General features: G+C 62.4%; 21 protein-coding genes and 2 pseudogenes. 15 read left to right on the top strand and 8 right to left on the bottom strand.

Annotated elements, in window-relative coordinates:
* Positions 1-3: 3 nt before the first annotated feature.
* Positions 4-1,470 carry a membrane-bound lytic murein transglycosylase MltF gene (mltF, locus tag EGJ86_RS15695; protein ID WP_125835756.1) on the bottom strand — a complete coding sequence of 489 codons (1,467 nt, stop codon included), beginning with the start codon at positions 1,468-1,470 and terminating at the stop codon, positions 4-6.
* 167 nt (positions 1,471-1,637) lie between these two features.
* Here mltF and purL point away from each other — a divergent pair, with 167 nt between their 5' ends.
* The 3 genes from purL to EGJ86_RS15680 all read left to right on the top strand — a co-directional run bounded on the left by purL (position 1,638) and on the right by EGJ86_RS15680 (position 6,417).
* A complete protein-coding gene (gene purL, locus EGJ86_RS15690; RefSeq protein ID WP_125835755.1) occupies positions 1,638-5,534 on the top strand; it encodes a phosphoribosylformylglycinamidine synthase in 3,897 nt (1,298 codons plus the stop codon).
* A gap of 73 nt (positions 5,535-5,607) precedes the next feature.
* Positions 5,608-5,943, top strand: coding sequence for a CDGSH iron-sulfur domain-containing protein (locus EGJ86_RS25470; RefSeq protein ID WP_305965127.1), 336 nt, complete (start codon positions 5,608-5,610; stop codon positions 5,941-5,943).
* Between the two features lie 156 nt (positions 5,944-6,099).
* Positions 6,100-6,417: a YqfO family protein gene (locus EGJ86_RS15680; RefSeq protein WP_099526535.1), complete on the top strand. Its 318-nt coding sequence runs from the start codon at positions 6,100-6,102 to the stop codon at positions 6,415-6,417.
* Between the two features lie 46 nt (positions 6,418-6,463).
* Here the strand turns inward: EGJ86_RS15680 and EGJ86_RS15675 are convergent, their stop codons facing one another.
* Positions 6,464-6,967, bottom strand: coding sequence for a murein L,D-transpeptidase family protein (locus tag EGJ86_RS15675; protein WP_090336169.1), 504 nt, complete (start codon positions 6,965-6,967; stop codon positions 6,464-6,466).
* An 18-nt stretch (positions 6,968-6,985) separates the two neighbouring features.
* Positions 6,986-7,540, bottom strand: a complete 555-nt coding sequence (locus tag EGJ86_RS15670) for an NUDIX hydrolase (RefSeq protein ID WP_125835753.1) — start codon at positions 7,538-7,540, stop codon at positions 6,986-6,988.
* A 150-nt stretch (positions 7,541-7,690) separates the two neighbouring features.
* Here EGJ86_RS15670 and EGJ86_RS15665 point away from each other — a divergent pair, with 150 nt between their 5' ends.
* Genes EGJ86_RS15665 through EGJ86_RS15645 form a run of 5 tightly spaced genes read left to right on the top strand, consistent with a single transcriptional unit; the run spans position 7,691 to position 10,972 of the window.
* Positions 7,691-8,296: a CoA pyrophosphatase gene (locus EGJ86_RS15665; RefSeq protein WP_039964927.1), complete on the top strand. Its 606-nt coding sequence runs from the start codon at positions 7,691-7,693 to the stop codon at positions 8,294-8,296.
* 21 nt (positions 8,297-8,317) lie between these two features.
* The gene (locus tag EGJ86_RS15660) at positions 8,318-8,845 is read left to right on the top strand and encodes a gamma carbonic anhydrase family protein (protein WP_106734677.1); all 528 of its coding nucleotides are present in this window, start codon (positions 8,318-8,320) and stop codon (positions 8,843-8,845) included.
* Positions 8,832-9,038, top strand: a complete 207-nt coding sequence (locus EGJ86_RS15655) for a DUF1289 domain-containing protein (protein WP_106734678.1) — start codon at positions 8,832-8,834, stop codon at positions 9,036-9,038. Before EGJ86_RS15660 ends, EGJ86_RS15655 begins: the two co-directional genes overlap by 14 nt.
* A gap of 21 nt (positions 9,039-9,059) precedes the next feature.
* Complete coding sequence (gene purT / locus EGJ86_RS15650) at positions 9,060-10,241, top strand: formate-dependent phosphoribosylglycinamide formyltransferase (RefSeq protein WP_125835752.1); 1,182 nt, start codon at positions 9,060-9,062, stop codon at positions 10,239-10,241.
* On the top strand, positions 10,238-10,972 hold the full coding sequence (locus EGJ86_RS15645; RefSeq protein ID WP_125835751.1) for an SGNH/GDSL hydrolase family protein: 735 nt from the start codon (positions 10,238-10,240) through the stop codon (positions 10,970-10,972). Before purT ends, EGJ86_RS15645 begins: the two co-directional genes overlap by 4 nt.
* On the opposite strand, the gene EGJ86_RS15640 is transcribed toward EGJ86_RS15645, so the two are convergent.
* Both EGJ86_RS15640 and EGJ86_RS15635 read right to left on the bottom strand, forming a co-directional pair.
* Entirely contained in the window at positions 10,944-12,230 is a 1,287-nt protein-coding gene (locus EGJ86_RS15640) for an HlyC/CorC family transporter (RefSeq protein WP_125835750.1), read from the bottom strand. The genes EGJ86_RS15645 and EGJ86_RS15640 overlap by 29 nt on opposite strands.
* Before the next feature lie 10 nt (positions 12,231-12,240).
* Positions 12,241-13,041: an inner membrane protein YpjD gene (locus tag EGJ86_RS15635; RefSeq protein WP_125835749.1), complete on the bottom strand. Its 801-nt coding sequence runs from the start codon at positions 13,039-13,041 to the stop codon at positions 12,241-12,243.
* Between the two features lie 157 nt (positions 13,042-13,198).
* Here EGJ86_RS15635 and ffh point away from each other — a divergent pair, with 157 nt between their 5' ends.
* From ffh to EGJ86_RS15605, 6 genes are all read left to right on the top strand, one after another.
* Positions 13,199-14,578, top strand: coding sequence for a signal recognition particle protein (gene ffh / locus EGJ86_RS15630; protein WP_017675134.1), 1,380 nt, complete (start codon positions 13,199-13,201; stop codon positions 14,576-14,578).
* Between the two features lie 141 nt (positions 14,579-14,719).
* Positions 14,720-14,971, top strand: a complete 252-nt coding sequence (gene rpsP, locus EGJ86_RS15625; RefSeq protein WP_003246162.1) for a 30S ribosomal protein S16 — start codon at positions 14,720-14,722, stop codon at positions 14,969-14,971.
* An 8-nt stretch (positions 14,972-14,979) separates the two neighbouring features.
* Positions 14,980-15,516, top strand: coding sequence for a ribosome maturation factor RimM (gene rimM, locus EGJ86_RS15620; RefSeq protein ID WP_003462707.1), 537 nt, complete (start codon positions 14,980-14,982; stop codon positions 15,514-15,516).
* A gap of 5 nt (positions 15,517-15,521) precedes the next feature.
* The gene (trmD, locus tag EGJ86_RS15615; RefSeq protein WP_092377102.1) at positions 15,522-16,265 is read left to right on the top strand and encodes a tRNA (guanosine(37)-N1)-methyltransferase TrmD; all 744 of its coding nucleotides are present in this window, start codon (positions 15,522-15,524) and stop codon (positions 16,263-16,265) included.
* Positions 16,266-16,307: 42 nt separating this feature from the next.
* A complete protein-coding gene (rplS, locus tag EGJ86_RS15610; RefSeq protein ID WP_045734872.1) occupies positions 16,308-16,658 on the top strand; it encodes a 50S ribosomal protein L19 in 351 nt (116 codons plus the stop codon).
* An 81-nt stretch (positions 16,659-16,739) separates the two neighbouring features.
* On the top strand, positions 16,740-17,153 hold the full coding sequence (locus tag EGJ86_RS15605; RefSeq protein ID WP_125835748.1) for an acyl-CoA thioesterase: 414 nt from the start codon (positions 16,740-16,742) through the stop codon (positions 17,151-17,153).
* Positions 17,154-17,213: 60 nt separating this feature from the next.
* On the opposite strand, the pseudogene EGJ86_RS15600 reads toward EGJ86_RS15605, so the two are convergent.
* Positions 17,214-17,563 (bottom strand): annotated as a pseudogene (locus EGJ86_RS15600) (hypothetical protein); the annotation flags it as partial.
* A gap of 73 nt (positions 17,564-17,636) precedes the next feature.
* Positions 17,637-19,446, bottom strand: a pseudogene (locus EGJ86_RS15595) (cation:proton antiporter).
* Positions 19,447-19,509: 63 nt separating this feature from the next.
* Between EGJ86_RS15595 and xerD the strand changes: the two are divergent.
* Entirely contained in the window at positions 19,510-20,406 is an 897-nt protein-coding gene (gene xerD / locus EGJ86_RS15590) for a site-specific tyrosine recombinase XerD (protein WP_125835747.1), read from the top strand.
* A gap of 84 nt (positions 20,407-20,490) precedes the next feature.
* Here the strand turns inward: xerD and EGJ86_RS15585 are convergent.
* A partial coding sequence (locus tag EGJ86_RS15585) for a DUF2790 domain-containing protein (protein ID WP_125835746.1) occupies positions 20,491-20,690 on the bottom strand: 200 nt, incomplete at its 5' end.

Here is a 20,690-nt window from a genome sequence, read left to right as displayed (position 1 = left end):
TGTTCAGAGCGGCGGGGTTTCTTCTTCGGGTTTGCGCTTGTCGATACCGGGCAGGTGGGTGCCGCTCTCGGCCACCTGCGAGCCTTCCAGCTGCGGCTGGGTGACCCAGGTAAGAATGTCGTAGTAGCGGCGGATGTTACGCACGAAATGCACCGGCTCACCGCCACGGGCATAGCCGTAACGGGTTTTGCTGTACCACTGTTTCTGCGCCAGGCGCGGCAGGATCTTCTGCACATCGGCCCACTTGTTCGGGTCCAGCCCCTCGGCTTCGGTCAGCTTGCGTGCATCTTCCAGGTGACCGCCACCAACGTTGTAGGCGGCCAGGGCGAACCAGGTGCGATCCGGCTCGACGATGCCTTCCGGCAGTTGTTGGTGAACCTGAATGAAATAGCGGGCACCGCCGTCGATGCTCTGTTTAGGGTCGAGGCGGTTGGACACGCCGACCGACTGGGCAGTGCGCTGAGTGAGCATCATCAGGCCGCGTACGCCGGTCTTGGACGTGGCGTTGGGCTGCCACAGCGACTCCTGGTAGCCCATGGCCGCCAGCAGGCGCCAGTCGATCTGATGGCCGTGTGCGGCCTGGCGGAACATTTTCTCGTAGCGTGGCAGGCGTTTCTGCAGGTGCTGGGCGAAGGTGTAGGCCCCGACATAGCCGAGCACGTCGACATGGCCGTAGTAACGTTCCTTCAGGCGCTGCAGGGTACCGTTGGCTTCGGCGCGCTTGAGGAAGGCGTCGATCTCCAGCAGCAGGCTGTCATCGTCGCCGGCAGCCACTGCCCAGCGCATGGTGTTGGTGTCGCCGAGGTCGAAGGCGACGCGCACGTTGGGGAAGTACACCTGGTTCATCGCCAGTTCGTTGGAGTCCACCAGGGTCAGGTCGATCTGGCCCTCGTCGACCATACGCAGCAGGTCGACCACCTCCACTGCGTCGGATACCTCGAACTCCAGCTCCGGCTGTTCCAGCTTGAGGGCCGCCAGCTGTTCGGCGTGACTGCTGCCGGCCAGCACCAGAATGCGTTTGCCGACCAGGTCTTCGGGCTTGGTCGGGCGACTCTCGCCCTGGCGATAGATGACCTGCGGCGTGACTTCCAGATAAGGGATGGAGAAGCGTGCCTGACGCTGGCGCTGCGGTGTGTCCACCAGGCCGGCGGCAGCCATGACCGGGCCGTTGGCGCGGTCCAGGCTGGCGAACAGGCTGTCGAGGTTGTCGGCGGTTTCGATCTTCAGTTCGAGGCCGAGGTCGGTGGCGAAGCGCTTGGCCAGCTCATATTCGAAACCGGTGGCGCCGTTGCGATCCTGGAAGTAGGTAGCGGGGCTGTTACGAGTGACCACGCGCAGCTCACCCTCCGCCTTTGCCTGCTCAAGTACGCTGGGCTTGGGTTCTTCGCCGCAGCCAGCAAGCATCAGGAGGGTTCCAATCGCCAACAGCCCTTTGGCGCAACGCATGCGTATCGCAGGTCGTGCAAACATCGGCGCAGTATACGCAAAGCGCAGGCGGCGCCATATATCGACAGCGCTTCGCTTCTCTGCTAATGCACGTTCGTCCTTTAAGCGCCTGGCTACAGGTGCCGCAGGCCAACGCTTTAGGGTAGAATGCCCGGCCTCCAGCACACCCCTTCCCAGAGGCTGTTCCGACGATGTTGATTCTGCGCGGCGCTCCCGCCCTTTCCGCTTTCCGCCATGGCAAATTGCTTGAGCAACTGACCAGCAAGGTGCCGGCCGTGACCGGGCTGTACGCCGAGTTCGCGCATTTCGCCGACGTCACCGGCGTGCTCAACGCCGATGAGGAACAAGTGCTGGCCCGGCTGCTCAAGTACGGCCCGAGCGTGCCGGTGCAGGAGCCCAGCGGCAAACTGTTCCTGACCATTCCGCGTTTCGGCACCATTTCGCCCTGGTCGAGCAAGGCCAGCGATATCGCCCGTAACTGCGGCCTGGCCAAGGTCCAGCGTCTGGAGCGTGGTATCGCCTATTACGTCAGCGGCGAGCTGAGCGAGGCCGACAGTGCTGCTGTCGCCGCGCTGTTGCACGACCGCATGACCCAGCTGGTGCTGGGTGCGCTGGAAGACGCCAGCGCGCTGTTCAGTCATGCCCAGCCCAAGCCGCTGACCGCCGTGGACGTACTCGGCGGTGGCCGCGCCGCGCTGGAGCAGGCCAACCAGGATCTGGGCCTGGCCCTGGCCGAGGACGAAATCGACTATCTGGTGAAGAGCTTCAATGACCTGGGGCGCAACCCGCACGACATCGAACTGATGATGTTCGCTCAGGCCAACTCCGAGCACTGCCGCCACAAGATTTTCAATGCCAGCTGGGACATCGACGGCGAGAGCCAGGACAAGTCGCTGTTCGGCATGATCAAGAACACCTACCAGATGCACAACGAAGGCGTACTGTCCGCCTACAAGGACAACGCCTCGGTCATCGTCGGCCACACCGCCGGGCGTTTCTTCCCCAATCCTGAGACCCGCCAGTACGGTGCGGTGCAGGAGCCGGTGCACATTCTGATGAAGGTGGAGACGCACAACCACCCGACCGCTATCGCCCCGTTCCCCGGCGCCTCTACCGGCTCCGGTGGCGAGATTCGTGACGAAGGCGCGACCGGCCGTGGCGCCAAGCCCAAGGCCGGCCTGACCGGTTTCTCGGTCTCCAACCTGAACATCCCCGATTTCCTTCAGCCTTGGGAAAAGCCCTACGGCAAGCCCGAGCGCATCGTCAGCGCGCTGGACATGATGATCGAAGGCCCGCTGGGCGGCGCCGCGTTCAACAACGAGTTCGGTCGCCCGGCGCTCAACGGCTACTTCCGCACCTTCGAGCAGGCGGTCAGCAGCCCGCGCGGTGAGGAAGTGCGTGGCTACCACAAGCCGATCATGCTCGCTGGCGGTCTCGGCAACATCCGCGAGAACCACGTACAGAAGGGCGAGATTTCCGTCGGCGCCAAGCTGATCGTGCTCGGCGGCCCGGCCATGCTCATCGGCCTGGGCGGCGGCGCTGCCTCGTCGATGGCCACCGGCGCCAGTTCGGCCGACCTGGACTTCGCCTCGGTACAGCGTGAGAACCCGGAAATGGAGCGCCGCTGCCAGGAGGTCATCGACCGCTGCTGGCAGCTGGGCGAGGCCAACCCGATCAAGTTCATCCACGACGTTGGCGCTGGCGGTATCTCCAACGCCCTGCCGGAGCTGATCAACGACGGTGGTCGCGGTGGTCGCTTCGAGCTGCGCAACGTGCCTAACGACGAGCCGGGCATGGCCCCGCACGAAATCTGGTGCAACGAGTCGCAAGAGCGTTACGTGCTGAGCGTGGACGCTGCCGACTTCGAGCGTTTCAAGGCCATCTGCGAGCGTGAGCGCTGCCCGTTCGCTGTAGTCGGCGAGGCCACTGCAGAGCCGCACCTGACCGTTACCGACAGCCACTTCAGCAACACCCCGGTGGACATGCCGCTGGAAGTGCTGCTGGGCAAGCCGCCGCGCATGCACCGTAGCGTCAGCCGCGAAGCCGAGCAGGGCGATGACTTCAGCGCTGCCAGCGTGAATATCGAAGAAGCGCTGGGTCGCGTGCTGCATCACCCGGCCGTGGCCAGCAAGAGCTTTTTGATCACCATCGGCGACCGCACCATTACCGGTCTGGTGGCGCGTGATCAGATGGTCGGTCCGTGGCAGGTACCGGTGGCCGATTGCGCCGTGACCGCCACCAGCTTCGACGTCTACACCGGCGAAGCCATGGCCATGGGTGAGCGCACGCCGCTGGCGCTGCTCGACGCGCCGGCCTCCGGGCGTATGGCGGTAGGCGAGACCGTTACCAACCTGGCGGCGGCACGCATCGAGAAAATGTCCGACATCAAACTGTCGGCCAACTGGATGGCCGCTGCCGGCCACCCCGGCGAAGATGCCCGTCTGTACGACACCGTCAAGGCAGTCGGCATGGAGCTGTGCCCGGCACTGGGCATCACCATTCCGGTGGGCAAGGACTCCATGTCCATGAAAACCCGCTGGCAGGATGAAGGCGTCGACAAGAGCGTGACTTCGCCGCTGTCGCTGGTGATCACCGGTTTCGCTCCGGTACAAGACATCCGCCAGACCCTGACTCCGCAACTGCGCATGGACAAGGGCGAAACCGACCTGATCCTGATCGACCTCGGTCGTGGCCAGAACCGCATGGGCGCCTCGATCCTGGCACAGGTCTATTCGCAGATCGGCCAGCAAGTGCCGGACCTCGACGACGCCGAAGACCTCAAGGCCTTCTTCGCCGTGATCCAGGGCCTGAACGCCGACGGTCACCTGCTGGCGTACCACGACCGCTCCGACGGCGGTCTGCTGACCACCGTGCTGGAAATGGCCTTCGCCGGTCATTGCGGTCTGTCGCTGAATCTCGATGCATTGGCTGATGACAGCTCCGAGCTGCCGGCCGTGCTGTTCAACGAAGAGCTGGGGGCGGTGATCCAGGTGCGCCAAGACGCCACGCCAGAAGTGCTGGCGCAGTTCAGCGCTGCCGGTCTGGACGATTGCGTGGCCGTGATCGGTCAGGCCGTGAACAACAGCGACGTCAGCATCAGCTTCAATGGCGAGCCGGTGTTCGCTGGTGATCGTCGTCTGCTGCAGCGTCAGTGGGCCGAGACCAGCTATCGCATCCAGCGTCTGCGCGACAACGCCCAGGGCGCCGATCAGGAATTCGACCTGCTGCTGGAAGAAGACAACCCCGGCCTGTCGGTCAAGCTCGGCTTCGACGTCAACCAGGACATTGCCGCGCCCTACATCAAGAAGGGCGTGCGTCCGCAGGTCGCGATCCTGCGCGAGCAGGGCGTCAACGGCCAGGTGGAAATGGCCGCCGCGTTCGACCGCGCCGGCTTCTCCGCTATCGACGTGCACATGAGCGATATCCTCGCCGGCCGCGTCAGCCTTGAAGAGTTCAAAGGTCTGGTGGCCTGCGGCGGTTTCTCCTACGGCGACGTACTCGGCGCTGGTGAGGGCTGGGCCAAGTCGGTGCTGTTCAACGCGCGTGCTCGCGATGCTTTCCAAGGCTTCTTCGAGCGTCGCGACAGCTTCACCCTTGGTGTGTGCAACGGCTGCCAGATGATGAGCAACCTGCACGAGCTGATCCCGGGTACCGAGTTCTGGCCGCACTTCGTGCGCAACCGCTCCGAGCAGTTCGAAGCGCGCGTGGCCATGGTGCAGATTCAGGAGTCGGCGGCGATCTTCCTGCAGGGCATGGCAGGTTCGCGCATGCCGATCGCCATCGCCCACGGCGAGGGTCATGCCGAGTTCGAAAGCGAGGAGGCGCTGCTGGAAGCTGATCTGTCCGGCACCGTGGCTCTGCGCTTCGTCGACAACCACGGCAAGGTCACCGAGACCTACCCGGCCAACCCCAACGGTTCGCCGCGTGGCATCACCGGCCTGACCAGCCGCGACGGCCGTGTGACCATCATGATGCCGCACCCGGAGCGGGTTTTCCGAGCCGTGCAGAACTCCTGGCGCCCGGACGAGTGGCAGGAAGACGCCGGCTGGATGCGCATGTTCCGTAACGCCCGAGTGTGGGTGGACTAAAAGCGGCCGCGTCGCGGCCTTCTGCTGACCCTCTCCCGCTCGCGGGAGAGGGGAGCAGGGCCCGGTAGCCCGGATGCTATCCGGGAAACCGTTGCCAAACCCTCTGCTCGGATTCCATCCGAACCTCACAGGCCCAACCATGGCCGATGATCCTCTGCCCATCCTTCCCGAAGTCCGCCTGGTCAAACCCGGCGAAACTCATCATCTATGCCGCTGCGGGCATTCGCCCGAGATGCCTGACTGCCCACCCGACTGCGCCCAATCCCTGATTCTGCAACCCGAGCGCGAACAGCGCCTGCTGTTGTGCCGCTGTAGCCGATCCGCAAACCTGCCCTACTGCGATGGTAGCCACAGCCCTCCGGCCAGCGGTCTGGCCGACAGATGGCGGCGCTTTTTCGGCGCTCGTTGAGAACGCCATGCCCGCCGCCTGAGTCGAAAGCAGCGAATCGTTTTAATGCTGCGTGTGGATTTGTGCGGGCGATCTCAAGACAACTCCATGGCGAAATGACATCATATTGGCGTCATGGCTTGTCTGTTGTTCGGTTGCCCATCTGCGGAGAACTTGATGTACAAACTGTGTTTCTACGTGCCGGAAACCCATCTGGAACCGGTAAAAAAGGCGGTGTTCGCAGCCGGCGGCGGGCGCATTGGTCTTTACGACAGCTGCTGCTGGCAGGTGCTGGGCCAAGGTCAGTTCCGCGCCCTGGACGGCAGCCAGCCGTTCATCGGTCAGGTCGGCAGCGTCGAGCAGGTTGCCGAGTGGAAAGTGGAAATGGTCGTTGCCGACGAGCTGATCCACGACGCCGTCAAGGCGTTGAAGAAGACCCATCCCTACGAAACGCCGGCCTTCGACGTCTGGCGCTTGTCCGACCTGCAGTTTTGAGTCGATATGAAAAAGGCGCCGATGGCGCCTTTTTCAATGCAGTGGCTCAAGGCCTGATTTCGATCAGCGTACCGTCCTTGACCAGGCTCCAGACCTCGCGCATGTCGTCGTTCTTCATGGCAATGCAGCCCTCGGTCCAGTCGAGGGTGTGGAAGAACCACTCCGGGTATTCCTCATCCAGCGGCGTGCCGTGGATCATGATCATGCTACCCGGCGGCACCCCGGCGTCATTGGCCTTGGCCAGGTCGCGAGCGTTGGGGTAGGAAATGTGCAGCGACAATTGGTACTTGTCGCTCGGCTTGCGCCAGTCGATCCAGTAGAAGCCTTCCGGCGTGCGCAGGTCGCCTTCGCGTTGCTTGGCGCCATTAGGCTGTTTGCCCAGGGAAATACGGTACGACTTGATGGTCTCGCCGCGCTGCTGCAGGTGCAGTTTGCGCTCGGATTTGAGTACCAGCACCTTGTCCACTGTGCGGCTGCTGGTCGCTGGCGTGGTGCTGGCCAGGACGTTGAAGCTGAGGGTCAGGCAAAGCAGGGGCAACAACCAGCGCATCGGGAACGTCCGCAAGGGTCAACGGGGTGTGTAGTGGGCACGCAGCGCTTCGAGTGGCTCATTGCGTACCGGAAAGAGATTCTGCCGACGGTCGGCGAAGAAGCATTCTAAGGTACGGCCTATGGTCGGGAAAGCCAGCTCTGACCAAGGGATTTCGCTCTCTGCAAACAATCGCACCTCCAGGCTTTCCTCGCCGACGGTAAAATCCAGGTCGACCAGTTCGGCGCGAAACAGCATGTACACCTGGCTGATGTGCGGCAGATCGAAGAGGGTATAGAGGCTCAGGTCGCGTACGCGGGCGCAGGCTTCTTCGAGGGTCTCACGGGCGGCGGCCTGTTCGGTTGTTTCGCCGTTTTCCATGAAGCCGGCCGGCAACGTCCAGTAGCCACGGCGCGGCTCGATGGCGCGGCGGCACAGCAGCACCTGGTCGCGCCACACAGGCAGGCAGCCGGCAACGATACGCGGGTTTTCGTAATGCACGGTGGCGCAGTGGCCGCAGACATGGCGCATGCGGTTGTCGCCCGCGGGGATCATGCGGGTGACCGGGTTGCCGCACTGGCTGCAGAATTTCATGCCCGCTCCTCTTTTTTCTGGCGCTATCTTGGCCGGCTGAGAGGTGGCCGGCAAGCCCGCTATTGCGGCCGGCCTGTCCTGTCGTCGGGGTTGGGCGGCCGCGTGCTTTCATGCCATGATGCCTGGCAAAACAAGACTCCGAGTATGCCCATGCTGGACGAGTTGCTCCATCGTGTGCGCGGTTACAGTCCGCGCCCTCTGGAGACCGAGCGCAGCTTCCCCGAGGCGGCGGTGCTGGTCCCGATTACCCGCAGTGATGAACCTGAGCTGGTGCTGACCCTGCGCGCCAGCGGTTTGTCGACCCACAGTGGCGAGGTCGCCTTTCCCGGTGGCCGGCGCGACCCGGAAGACCGCGATCTGGTGGACACCGCACTGCGCGAGGCCGAGGAGGAAATTGGCCTGCCACCTGGTTTGGTCGAGATGGTAGGGCCGCTCAGCAGCCTGGTGTCGCGTCACGGCATTCAGGTCACGCCCTACGTCGGGCTGGTGCCGGACTACGTCGAGTACAAGCCCAACGACGCCGAGATCGCCTCGGTATTCTCGGTGCCGCTGGAGTTCTTCCGCAGCGACCCGCGCGAAGTCACCCACCGTATCGACTACTTAGGGCAGAGCTGGTATGTGCCGTCCTACACCTATGGCGAGTACCGCATCTGGGGGCTGACCGCGATCATGGTGGTGGAGCTGGTCAACCTGATCTTCGACGATGCGCAGATCGCTCTGCACCAGCCCCCCGAACACTTCATACACCTGCGCTGATAGCGCCGAGGACTGACGAGCATGAAATACCGCCTGGGAAGCTCCCGTGTCGACGCCCATCCCGAGAGCTGGATCGCACCAAGCGCCGACCTGATCGGCAAGGTTCGCCTGGAAGCCGGTGCCAGTGTCTGGTTCGGCGCCGTGCTGCGCGGAGACAACGAACTGATCCATATCGGCGAGAACAGTAACGTGCAGGACGGTAGCGTCATGCACACCGACATGGGCTTTCCGCTGACGCTGGGCAAGGGCGTCACCGTCGGCCATAACGTGATGATGCATGGCTGCAGCGTGGATGATTACAGCCTGATCGGCATCAACTCGGTGATCCTCAACGGCGCGAAGATTGGCAAGTACTGCATCATCGGCGCCAATAGCCTGATTCCCGAAGGCAAGGTGATTCCCGACGGCAGCCTGGTCATGGGCAGCCCGGGCAAGGTGGTGCGCGAGCTCACCGAGCCGCAGAAGAAGATGCTGGAGGCCAGCGCTGCGCATTACGTTCATAATGCGCAGCGCTATTCCCGTGAGCTGGTGCCTGATGACGACGAGTGATGTTGAAAAACCGGTGCGTTCACCCTGTGTGCATGTCTGCGCGCTGGATGAGCAGGATATCTGCATCGGCTGTCAGCGTACCGCCGCCGAAATCACCCGCTGGGGCCGCATGGACAATGCCGAGCGCCGCGAGGTACTGCAACGCTGCCTGGAGCGCGCCCGCGCTTCCGGTCTTTTACTGACTCCGTCCTGATTTACTGTTCGAGGAACACTCATGCCCCTTATTGGAACCCCTCTGTCGTCTTCTGCGACCCGTGTACTGCTGTGTGGCTGCGGCGAACTCGGCAAGGAAGTGGTGATCGAGCTGCAGCGCCTGGGTTGTGAAGTCATCGGTGTCGATCGTTATGCCAATGCGCCGGCCATGCAGGTGGCGCACCGCAGCCACGTCATCGACATGCTCGATGGTGCAGCCCTGCGTGCAGTGATCGAAAAGGAACAGCCGCACTACATCGTGCCCGAGATCGAGGCGATCGCCACTGCCACGCTGGTCGAGCTGGAAACCGAAGGCTTCAACGTGGTGCCGACCGCGCGTGCCGCACAGCTGACCATGAACCGCGAGGGCATTCGTCGTCTGGCGGTCGAGGAGTTGGGCCTGCCGACCTCGCCGTATCATTTCTCCGACACCTTCGAGGACTACGCCGCAGCAGTGAAGTCCGTCGGCTACCCCTGCGTGGTCAAGCCGATCATGAGCTCTTCTGGCAAAGGCCAGAGCGTCCTGAAAAGCGACGCCGACCTGCAGCGCGCCTGGGACTACGCCCAGGAAGGCGGCCGTGCCGGCAAGGGGCGGGTGATCGTCGAGGGGTTCATCGACTTCGATTACGAAATCACCCTGCTTACCGTGCGTCATGTCGGTGGTACCAGCTTCTGCGCGCCGATTGGCCATCGCCAGGAGAACGGTGACTATCAGGAATCCTGGCAGCCGCAACCGATGAGCCCGAAGGCGCTGGCCGAATCCGAGCGCGTGGCGCTGGCAGTGACCGAGGCACTCGGTGGTCGCGGTCTGTTCGGTGTCGAACTGTTCGTCAAGGGCGATCAGGTGTGGTTCAGCGAAGTTTCGCCGCGCCCGCACGACACCGGCCTGGTGACGCTGATTTCCCAGGAATTGTCCGAGTTTGCTCTGCATGCCCGCGCCATTCTTGGCCTGCCGATTCCGACGATCCGTCAGATGGGGCCGTCTGCTTCTGCGGTGATTCTGGTTGAGGGCAATTCGCAGCAGGCCAGTTTCGCCAATCTTGGCGCTGCGCTGAGCGAGGAAGACACGGCGCTGCGTCTGTTCGGCAAGCCTGAAGTCAAAGGCCAGCGCCGCATGGGCGTGGCGCTGGCGCGTGACGAATCCATCGAGGCTGCACGTGCCAAGGCACTGCGCAGCGCGCAAGCGGTTCGCGTCCAGCTGTGAGTCGGCATGCGCTGTGGTGGCTGACAACTGTGCCATTGCTGCCACTGGCGCTGCCTCTGGCCCTGAACACCCGGCGCACGGCCTTGCGCTTGCCGGTTGCGCAGGGCGAACCGAGCGGTGTCGCCGCTGCGCATCTTCCGGGTGAGCCGCTGCGCCTGCTGTTGATCGGTGAGTCGACCGTGGCAGGCGTTGGGGTCACCCGCTTCGATCAATCGCTGGCAAGTTGCCTGGCCGCCGCCCTGGCTGAACGCCTGGGGCGACCGGTGAGCTGGCGCGCCTGTGGCGAAAATGGCATCACCGCGCCTGAGGCCCATGAACGCCTGTTACCGCAGGCATTGATGGAGCCCGCGGACCTGGCGCTGCTGGTGTTCGGCGTCAATGACACCACCCACCTGACACCGAGCAAGCGTTGGCTGCAGTCACTGGCCGGGATGGCCGCTGCGCTGGGCGAGCAGGGCTGTCACGTGGCATTCAGCGGCGTACCGCCGTTGCAGCACTTCAGCGCCTTGCCCTGGTTGCTGCGGCAGTTGATGGGCTGGCGGGCCCGCTTGCTGGATGCTGAGTTGCAGGGCCTGGCGCAACGCCTTAGCGCATTGCATTGCCGGCTGGACCTGCCGTTCGAGGCGCATTACCTGGCCGAGGATGGCTATCACCCATCGGCAATGGGCTACCGACGCTGGGCCGATGGCCTGGCCGAGCGTCTCACTCCGTCGTTGCAGCGTCCGGTTTGACCTTTTTCACCTGCCACACGCGGACGCTCTTCACCCGGTTGTCCGCCGCCTGCAGGATCTCCAGGCGATAGGGGCCTATCTTCAGGCAAACGCTGCTGTCAGGGATGGTCTCCAGGGCTTCGGTGATCAGGCCATTGAGGGTCTTGGGACCATCGCTGGGCAGATGCCAGCCGAGGGTCTTGTTCACTTCGCGAATGTAGGCGGCGCCGTCGATGACCAGCGTGCCGTCTTCTTGCGGGTGAATGTCGGGGCTGCGCAGGCTGTCCTGGTTGCTGAAGTCGCCGACGATCTCTTCGAGGATATCTTCCAGGGTGACGATGCCGATCACCTCGCCATACTCGTCGACGACGATGCCGATGCGCCGCTTCTGCTTCTGGAAATTGATCAGCTGGGTCGCCAGCGGCGTGTTTTCCGGGATGAAATAGGGCTCGTTGCAGGCTGCCAGCAAGCTGTCCTTGGTCAGCTGGTTGTGGCTGAGCAGGCGGGCTATCTGGCGCATGTGTACCACGCCTTCGACCTGGTTGATGTCGCCACGAAACACCGGCAGGCGCGTATGCGAGGTGCTGCGCAACTGGCCGATGATGACTTCCAGGTCGTCGTCGAGATCGATGCCGGTCACTTCGTTGCGCGGAATCATGATGTCATCCACCGTGACCCGTTCCAGGTCGAGGATGCCCAGCAGCATGCTCTGGCGATTCATTGGCAATTCCGAGCCGGACTCACGCACCACGCTGCGCAGCTCCTCGGTAGACAGGCTGTCGCTGGCGCGCTGTGACGGATCGACGCCGAACAGACGCAGCAGACCACTGCTGATCACGCTGGTCAGCCACACCACCGGGTAGAGCACGCGCAGCAGCAGGCTGAGCACGCGACTGGCAGGGAAGGCCACCAGTTCCGGGCGCAGGGCGGCCAGGGTCTTGGGCGTGATCTCGCCGAAGATCAGCACGATGATGGTCAGGCCTGCGGTAGCGATGGCGATACCGGCCTCACCCCACATGTCCACCGCCAGCACTGTGGCGATGGAGGCGGCGAGGATGTTGACCACGTTGTTACCGACCAGAATGGTGCCGAGCAGGCGATCCGGACGGTCAAGCAGGCGGGTGACGCGCTTGGCGCCGCTATGTCCTTCTTTGGCCAGGTGCTTGAGCCGATAGCGATTGAGGCTGAGCATGCCGGTCTCGGAGCTGGAGAAGAACGCCGAGCAGAGAATCAGGAAAATCAGCAGGCCGAGCAGGTAGCTCGAATGTATGTCGTCCACGACGTCTGCCTCAGATGTGCAGGATGAATTCGCGTACCAGCTTGCTGCCGAAGTAGGCCAGCATCAGCAGGCAGAACCCGGCGAGGGTCCAGCGAATGGCCTTGTGGCCGCGCCAGCCAAGCTGGTGGCGACCCCACAGCAGAACGGCGAAAACCACCCAGGCGAAGCAGGAAAGAATGGTCTTGTGCGCCAGGTGCTGAGCGAACAGATCATCGATGTACAGCGCGCCGGACAGCAGCGACAGCGACAGCAGCAGCCAGCCCGCGAAGAGAAAGCCGAACAGCAGGCTTTCCATGGTTTGCAGGGGTGGAAAGTTGCGGATCAGCCCGGACGGGTGTTTGTGCTTGAGCTGATGGTCCTGCAACAGCAGCAGGATCGACTGGAACACGGCGATGGTGAGCATGCCGTAAGCCATGATCGAGAACAGGATGTGGGCAAGGATGCCGGGGTGCTCGTCGATCGGGTTGATGGTGCCGCTGGGCATGAATTCGGCCGCCAGCACGGTCAGCGTGCCGAGCGGGAACAGCAATAGCAGCAGGTTTTCCACCGGAATACGCAGGCAGGCCAACAGAATCAGGCCGATGACCGCGCAGGCGATCAGGCTGGCCGCATTGAAAAAGTCCAGGTTGAGGCCGTGTACGTCATACAGCTGGAAGAACAGGCTGACGACATGCAGGCACAAGGCGAGCGCACCAAGCGACGCCAGCAGGCGTTTGTCGGGGATGCTGCGCTGCGTAAGGCGCAGTCCTTGGTAAGCGGCGGCGCCAGCGTAGAGGAGTGCGGCGGCGAGGCTGGGCAACAGAGGGTGCATAAATCCGTGTAAGGCGAGCCCGAAAGGCGCTGAGTGTGGCACAGAAGGGTGTCAGCACGAAAGACTGCCGGCGGTGTCGGCAGCTCGGCGACTTCGCTATAATCCGCCGCCTGTCGCACACCCGGCGCGCCGGGTCGCACCTATCAAAGGAACGCGCATGTTCGAAAATCTTACCGATCGCCTGTCCCAGACGCTGCGTAATGTCACGGGCAAGGCCAAGCTGACCGAAGACAACATCAAGGATACGCTGCGCGAAGTGCGCATGGCCCTGCTCGAGGCCGACGTGGCTCTGCCGGTGGTCAAGGACTTCGTCGGCAAGGTCAAGGATCGCGCCGTCGGCACCGAAGTCTCCAAGAGCCTGACGCCGGGCCAGGCTTTCGTGAAGATCGTCCGCGCCGAGCTGGAAGAGCTGATGGGCGCGGCCAACGAAGACCTGTCGCTCAATGCAGCTCCACCTGCCGTGGTGCTGATGGCCGGCCTGCAGGGTGCGGGCAAGACCACCACCGCCGGCAAGCTGGCCAAGTTCCTCAAGGAGCGCAAGAAGAAGTCGGTGCTGCTGGTGTCGGCTGACGTCTATCGCCCGGCGGCGATCAAGCAGTTGGAAACCCTGGCGGGCGATCTCGGGGTGACATTCTTCCCCTCCGATGCCAGCCAGAAGCCGGTGGATATCGCCAACGCAGCGATTCGTGAAGCCAAGCTGAAGTTCATCGATGTGGTCATCCTCGATACCGCCGGTCGCCTGGCCGTTGATGCCGAGATGATGGCCGAGATCCAGGCGCTGCACGCAGCCGTCAAACCGGTCGAAACGCTGTTCGTGGTCGACGCCATGACCGGCCAGGACGCCGCCAACACCGCCAAGGCGTTCGGCGAGGCGTTGCCGCTGACCGGTGTAGTGCTGACCAAGGTCGACGGTGATGCGCGTGGTGGCGCTGCCTTGTCCGTGCGCCACATCACCGGCAAGCCGATCAAGTTCATCGGTATGGGTGAGAAGAGCGACGCGCTCGAGCCCTTCCACCCGGACCGTATCGCCTCGCGCATTCTCGGCATGGGCGATGTGCTCAGCCTGATCGAGCAGGCCGAGCAGACCCTCGATCGCGAGAAGGCCGAGAAACTCACCAAGAAGCTGAAGAAGGGCAAGGGCTTCGATCTCGAAGACTTCCGTGATCAGTTGCAGCAGATGAAGAACATGGGCGGCCTCGGCGGCCTGATGGACAAGCTGCCGTCCATCGGTGGCGTCAACCTGTCGCAGATGGGCAGCGCCCAGGGCGCAGCCGAGAAGCAGTTCAAGCAGATGGAGGCGATCATCAACTCGATGACGCCGGCCGAGCGCCGCGACCCCGACATCATCAGCGGCTCGCGCAAGCGCCGCATCGCTATGGGCTCCGGTACCCAGGTGCAGGACATCGGTCGCTTGATCAAGCAGCACAAGCAGATGCAGAAGATGATGAAGAAATTCACCGCCAAGGGCGGTATGGCCAAGATGATGCGCGGCATGGGTGGCATGCTTCCAGGTGCCGGCGGAATGCCGAAATTCTGAGGCCTGTACCCCGGCCGATGGCCGTCCGGAAAAAGAGATTTGCAAACCGCCGCATAATCCTTAAAATATGCGGCCTTTCGGGCCTAGGCCCATTTTTAATGTGTGCCTCAAGTTAGCACCGACTATAGGAACGATGTTCACATGGTAACCATCCGTCTTGCTCGTGGCGGCTCCAAAAAGCGCCCCTTCTACCACCTGACCGTGACCAACAGCCGCAATGCGCGCGATGGTCGTTTCGTTGAGCGTATCGGTTTCTTCAACCCGATCGCTGCTGGTGGCGAAGTGCGTCTTTCCGTCGACCAAGAGCGTGCGACCTACTGGCTGGGCCAGGGCGCTCAGCCGTCTGAGCGTGTTGCTCAGCTGCTCAAGGAAGCTGCCAAGGCTGCTGCCTAAGCATCTTTATGAGTACGACGCCGGCCGTCGCCGAGGATTTGATCGTTCTCGGCAAGATTGTTTCGGTGCACGGCGTCAAGGGTGAAGTGAAGGTGTACTCCTTTACCGATCCCATCGATAACGTGCTCGATTACCGCAACTGGACGCTCAAGCGTGACGGTGAGGTAAAGAAAGTGGAACTGGCCAGCGGCCGCCTTCAGGGCAAGGTGCTGGTAGCCAAATTGAAAGGTCTGGATGATCGCGAAATTGCGCGTACCTACGCCGGTTTCGAGATCTGCGTGCCGCGTAGCGAGCTGCCAGAACTGGAAGATGGTGAGTTCTACTGGTACCAGTTACAGGGCTTGAAGGTCATTGATCAGGCAGAGCAACTGCTCGGTGTGGTCGACCACTTGTTCGAGACCGGTGCCAACGATGTGATGGTGGTCAAGCCCTGCGCGGGCAGTCTGGATGATCGCGAGCGTCTGTTGCCCTACACGGGGCAGTGCGTGCTTTCGATTGACCTGGCAGCTGGCGAGATGCGGGTCGACTGGGATGCGGATTTCTAAGGCTCATGCGCGTAGAAGTCATCACCCTGTTCCCGGAAATGTTTGCCGCCATCGGCGAGTACGGCATCACCAGTCGAGCGGTCAAGCAGGAGCTGCTCAAGCTCAATTGCTGGAACCCGCGAGACTACACGACTGATCGTCACCATACGGTGGATGACCGCCCTTTCGGCGGTGGTCCGGGAATGGTGATGAAAATCAAGCCTCTCGAGGATGCCTTGGCCAGTGCCAAGCAAGCCGCGGGAGAGACGGCGAAGGTGATCTACCTATCGCCGCAGGGCCGTAGCCTGAATCAGGCGGCGGTCCGCGAGCTGGCGCAGGAGGATGCACTGATCCTGATCGCCGGTCGTTATGAAGGCATCGACGAGCGTTTCATTGAGGCGCATGTCGATGAGGAATGGTCGATTGGTGATTACGTCCTGTCTGGCGGTGAGCTGCCGGCCATGGTGCTGATCGACGCGGTGACGCGCCTTTTGCCTGGTGCATTGGGTCATGCCGATTCGGCCGAGGAGGACTCCTTTACGGATGGCCTGCTCGACTGCCCGCACTACACCCGCCCGGAGGTGTATGCGGATAAACGTGTTCCCGAGGTGTTGCTTAGTGGCAACCACGAACACATCCGGCGCTGGCGTTTGCAGCAGTCCCTTGGTCGGACCTGGGAACGTCGCGCTGATCTTCTGGATAGCCGCTCGCTTTCTGGAGAAGAGAAGAAGCTGCTGGAGGAATACATCCGCCAGCGGGACGATAGTTAACGTATCGATGATGGGCCGGGAGGCTTGTCTTAGGAGCGCAGCATGACCAACAAGATTATCCAGATGCTCGAAGCTGAGCAGATGAACAAAGAAATCCCGACTTTCGCACCGGGCGACACCGTAGTCGTACAAGTGAAAGTAAAGGAAGGCGACCGTCAGCGTCTGCAGGCCTTCGAAGGCGTCGTTATCGCCAAGCGTAACCGCGGCCTGAACAGCGCTTTCACCGTGCGCAAGATCTCCAGCGGTGTTGGCGTTGAGCGTACCTTCCAGACCTACAGCCCGCTGGTTGACAGCCTGGCAGTCAAGCGTCGCGGTGACGTGCGCAAAGCCAAGCTGTACTACCTCCGCGATCTGTCCGGCAAAGCCGCACGCATCAAGGAAAAGCTGTCCTAAGTTCGGACGCTTCTCTGACAAAAGCAGCCTAAGGGCTGCTTTTGTCGTTTCTGGCTTGCAGTAATCATGAGTGGCAGTGAGATGACCCCGAGAGAGCAAGAGATCCAGCGACGCATCGCGCTGTCGGAAACCCGTGTGACCAAGGCGGTGTTTCCACCGACCACCAATCATCACAACACCCTCTTCGGAGGCACCGCGCTAGCCTGGATGGACGAGGTGTCGTTCATCGCTGCTACGCGATTCTGCCGCCTGCCGCTGGTCACCGTTTCCAGCGATCGCATCGATTTCAAGCACGCGATACCGGCGGGCTCCATCGTCGAGTTGGTTGGGCGGGTGATCAAGGTGGGCAATACCAGTCTCAAGGTGGAAGTCGAAGTATTCGTCGAGGGGCTGTATCAGGAGGGGCGCGAGCGGGCGATCAGCGGCAGCTTCAGCTTCGTCGCCGTCGATGATCAGCAGAAGCCGGTGCCGGTATTGCCGGGGTTCGCTCAGTAAGTGTTCAAGGAGGCAGGCTGGTTTCGGCATTCAGGTTGTCGAGACCCTGGGCGCTGCCGCGCTTATTTCACTGTCGCTCAACGACTGCATGCCGCGCGCTGTTTCGTCCTGACTGATGGCGCTTGGCGGTTGCAGCCTCTGGATATCGGCGCTGGCCATCTGGAATGGCGTCATCAGTGCCGCCACCAGTGTGTCAGCCAGACGCTGGTTGCTCTGCTTCTTCAGTGGCTTGCTCAGTTGTTTCTGGGTCAGCAGTCCTTGTTCCATCAGGACTTCGCCGAGACGCTTGTGGCTGATGAGCTGCGCATTGATGGCAGCATCCAGCTGCGTGGAAGTGATCAGTCCTTGTTGATCAGAATCTGGCCGAGTCGCGAGTTGACGTGTGGGACATAAAAGGCTGCCGGGAGGATGATGGTGTTGTGAGATCATCGTCCCGCCCGGTCGCCTGTCACCCAACCAAAAATAGGCTGGCTGCTCAGACCTTCATGTGGCTGCAGACTCTTCCTGAACAGTGGCCTCGGCCATTGTTACTTCTGTTTCGATTAGTGCCATCAAGGTCCAGCCGTTTGCGGGTGTGAAGGTCAGGGGTTGCGTGGCGACATGCAGCCAGCCATTCGGCGCACGTGCCAGCAGCAGTGTGGCGCGTTTGCCATAGCGGGCGTTGTAGGCGTTCCAGTCGAAGGCTAGGGTCAGGGTGGTGCTGCGCACTTCGTCGCCACGTTCCAGGCGGCTGGCGAACTGTGGATAGCTCAAGGACTGGCCGCCCAGCGGCAGTCCGCGCACCTCGTCGCTGCTACGGTGTTTGTCACTGCGTCGACCGTCGGCGCTGGTGGGCAAAGTAAAGCGCCGGTTGCCGGGGAAGTCGTGACGAAAATGCATGCAGGCCAACGCGTTGAGTTCTGCCGAGGGCGCCAGTGCCAGTAGGTGGCCCAGGCCGACCAGATCCAGGTGCGCCTCGGCATGTTGCGAGGTTGGGTTGCCGAAGTAGGTGAGTAGGCCGGACATGCGCGCCGCGCGAATGTTCTCCCAGCTGGAGTCGGTCAGCAGAACCTGGCTGCCCAGACCTTGGATGGCTTTGCCTACCGCTCGCGCGACCGGGTTCGCGCCGACGATCAGAAAGCCGCTGGGAGAGGGTTCGGCAACCTTGAGCAGGCGCGCCAATGGGCGCGCGGTTGCGCTCTGCAGGACCACGGTGCCAATGATGACCAGGAAGGTGAGCGGCACCAGCAACTGAGCCTGTTCATTGCCCTGTTGCTCCAGGCGCAAGGCGAAGATTGCCGAGACTGCGGCAGCGACGATACCGCGGGGTGCGATCCAGGCCAGAAGGGCGCGCTCACGCCAGTTGAGGCTGGAACCCAGAGTGCAGACGGCGATATTCAGTGGGCGTGCGATCAGCTGGATGACCGCGAGCAAGGCCAGCGTTGCCGGGCCTAGTGCCAGCAAAGCCTGCAGGTCGAGGCGGGCGGCGAGGATGATGAACAGTCCGGAGATCAGCAGTACGCTGAGGTTCTCCTTGAAGTGCAGGATCGGCCTGATATCCACGCCGCGCATGTTGGCCAGCCACATGCCCATCACCGTCACGGCGAGCAGGCCGGACTCATGCACCATCAGGTTGGCGGCGATGAATACGCCCAGTACCGCTGCGAGGGAGGCGAAATTGTGCAGGTACTCCGGCAACCAGCGCCGCCGCAGGACGATACCGAAGGCCCAGCCTGCGCCTGCGCCCAGCAGGCTGCCACAGGCGATCACCGCGGCGAAGGTGCTCAGGCTCTCGCTCAAAGCGTTGCCTTCTGCGTAGCTGACGATGAAGGCGAAGGTCACCACGGCCAGCAGGGCGCCGATGGGGTCGATGACGATGCCTTCCCAGCGCAGGATGTTCGCCACTGACGAAGTGGGGCGGACTACACGCAGCATGGAGGCGATCACGGTGGGGCCGGTGACTAGGGTGAGGGTGCCGAACAGCAGTGCCAGGTCCCAGGAGAAACCCAACAGATAATGACTGGCGATGGTGATGACTGCCCTGGTGAGCAATGCGCCGATGGTCACCAGGCGCTGCACCACCTTGCCGATTTCGCGCCATTCCGACAGGTGCAGGGTCAGGCTGCCTTCGAACAGAATCAGCGCCACGGCCAGGGAAATGAACGGAAACAGCAGTGGGCCGAACAGTTCCTGCGGATCGAGCATGCCCAGTAGCGGGCCGGCAAGAATGCCGCCGAACAGCAGAAACAGGATGGCTGGCCAGGGCCAGCAGACCGATGCCGCCCAGGCTTAGCAGGATATGTGTTTCGCTCATTGGATCTCCCTATCGCGGTGGGGCTGTGGAACACTGGCGTGCATATTTCGTCATGGACCTTCGATGGCAACGTTAACTCATCCTCTGATCGAGCGCTTTCTCGAAGCGTTATGGTTGGAAAAAGGGCTTTCCGCCCATACTCAGGCCGCCTATCGCAGTGATCTTGAGCATTTCAATGGCTGGCTCGATGGGCGTGGCCTGGCGCTGCAGCATATCGGTCGCGACGCCATTCTCGATCACCTGGCCTGGCGTCTCGAACAGGGCTATCAGGCGCGCTCCACGGCGCGCTTTCTCTCCGGTGTGCGCGGCTTCTACCGTTTTTTGCTGCGTGAAACGCTGATCAGTGAAGACCCGACGCTGCAGATCGAGTTGCCGCAGATCGGCCGGCCGCTGCCCAAGTCATTGTCCGAAGCTGATGTTGAAGCGCTGCTGCAGGCGCCGGACCTGGATGACCCCATCGGTCTGCGTGATCGCGCCATGCTCGAGGTGCTCTACGCCTGCGGTTTGCGTGTCAGCGAACTGGTCGGTCTGACGCTGGAGCAGGTCAATCTGCGCCAGGGGGTACTGCGGGTGTTCGGTAAGGGCAGCAAGGAGCGCCTGGTGCCGCTGGGTGAAGAGGCCATCGCCTGGATCGAGCGCTACATGCGCGAAGCACGCCCGCTGTTGTTGGGTGGTAAACCCAGCGATGTGCTGTTTCCCAGTCTGCGCGGCGAGCAGATGACCCGGCAGACCTTCTGGCATCGCATCAAGCACCAGGCCCAAGTCGCAAGCATCAGCAAGGCGTTGTCGCCACACACATTGCGCCACGCCTTCGCCACGCACTTGCTCAATCACGGTGCCGATCTACGGGTGGTGCAGATGTTGCTGGGGCATAGCGACCTGTCTACCACGCAGATCTATACCCATATCGCGCGCGCACGCCTGCAGGAGCTGCATGCGCAGCATCATCCGCGCGGTTGAGTGCTCATGAACGAAACCCCGTCACCGTTGCCGGTGGCGGGGCTGTTTTTTCAGTTGTCTCGCCTGGCGAGCAGGTCGTGATCATCAGCTCTGGCTGGTGCAGGCGCTGGAGAGCTGTTCGTAGTCGAGCACTTCCACGTCACCCGCGCTGTTGCGGTAGGTCATCGTTGCCGTGACCACTTCGCACAGCGAGCTGTTAGGCACGTTGATGGAAATCACTTTGGCGATATCCAGGTTCTGGCCGTAGCGGTAGGACGTGGCCTCGGCGCTGTGGGCGAGGGTGG

Source organism: Pseudomonas sp. o96-267 (genome assembly GCF_003935465.1).
Lineage (GTDB): Bacteria > Pseudomonadota > Gammaproteobacteria > Pseudomonadales > Pseudomonadaceae > Aquipseudomonas > Aquipseudomonas sediminis.
This window is presented reverse-complemented; position numbering and strand designations above follow the sequence as displayed.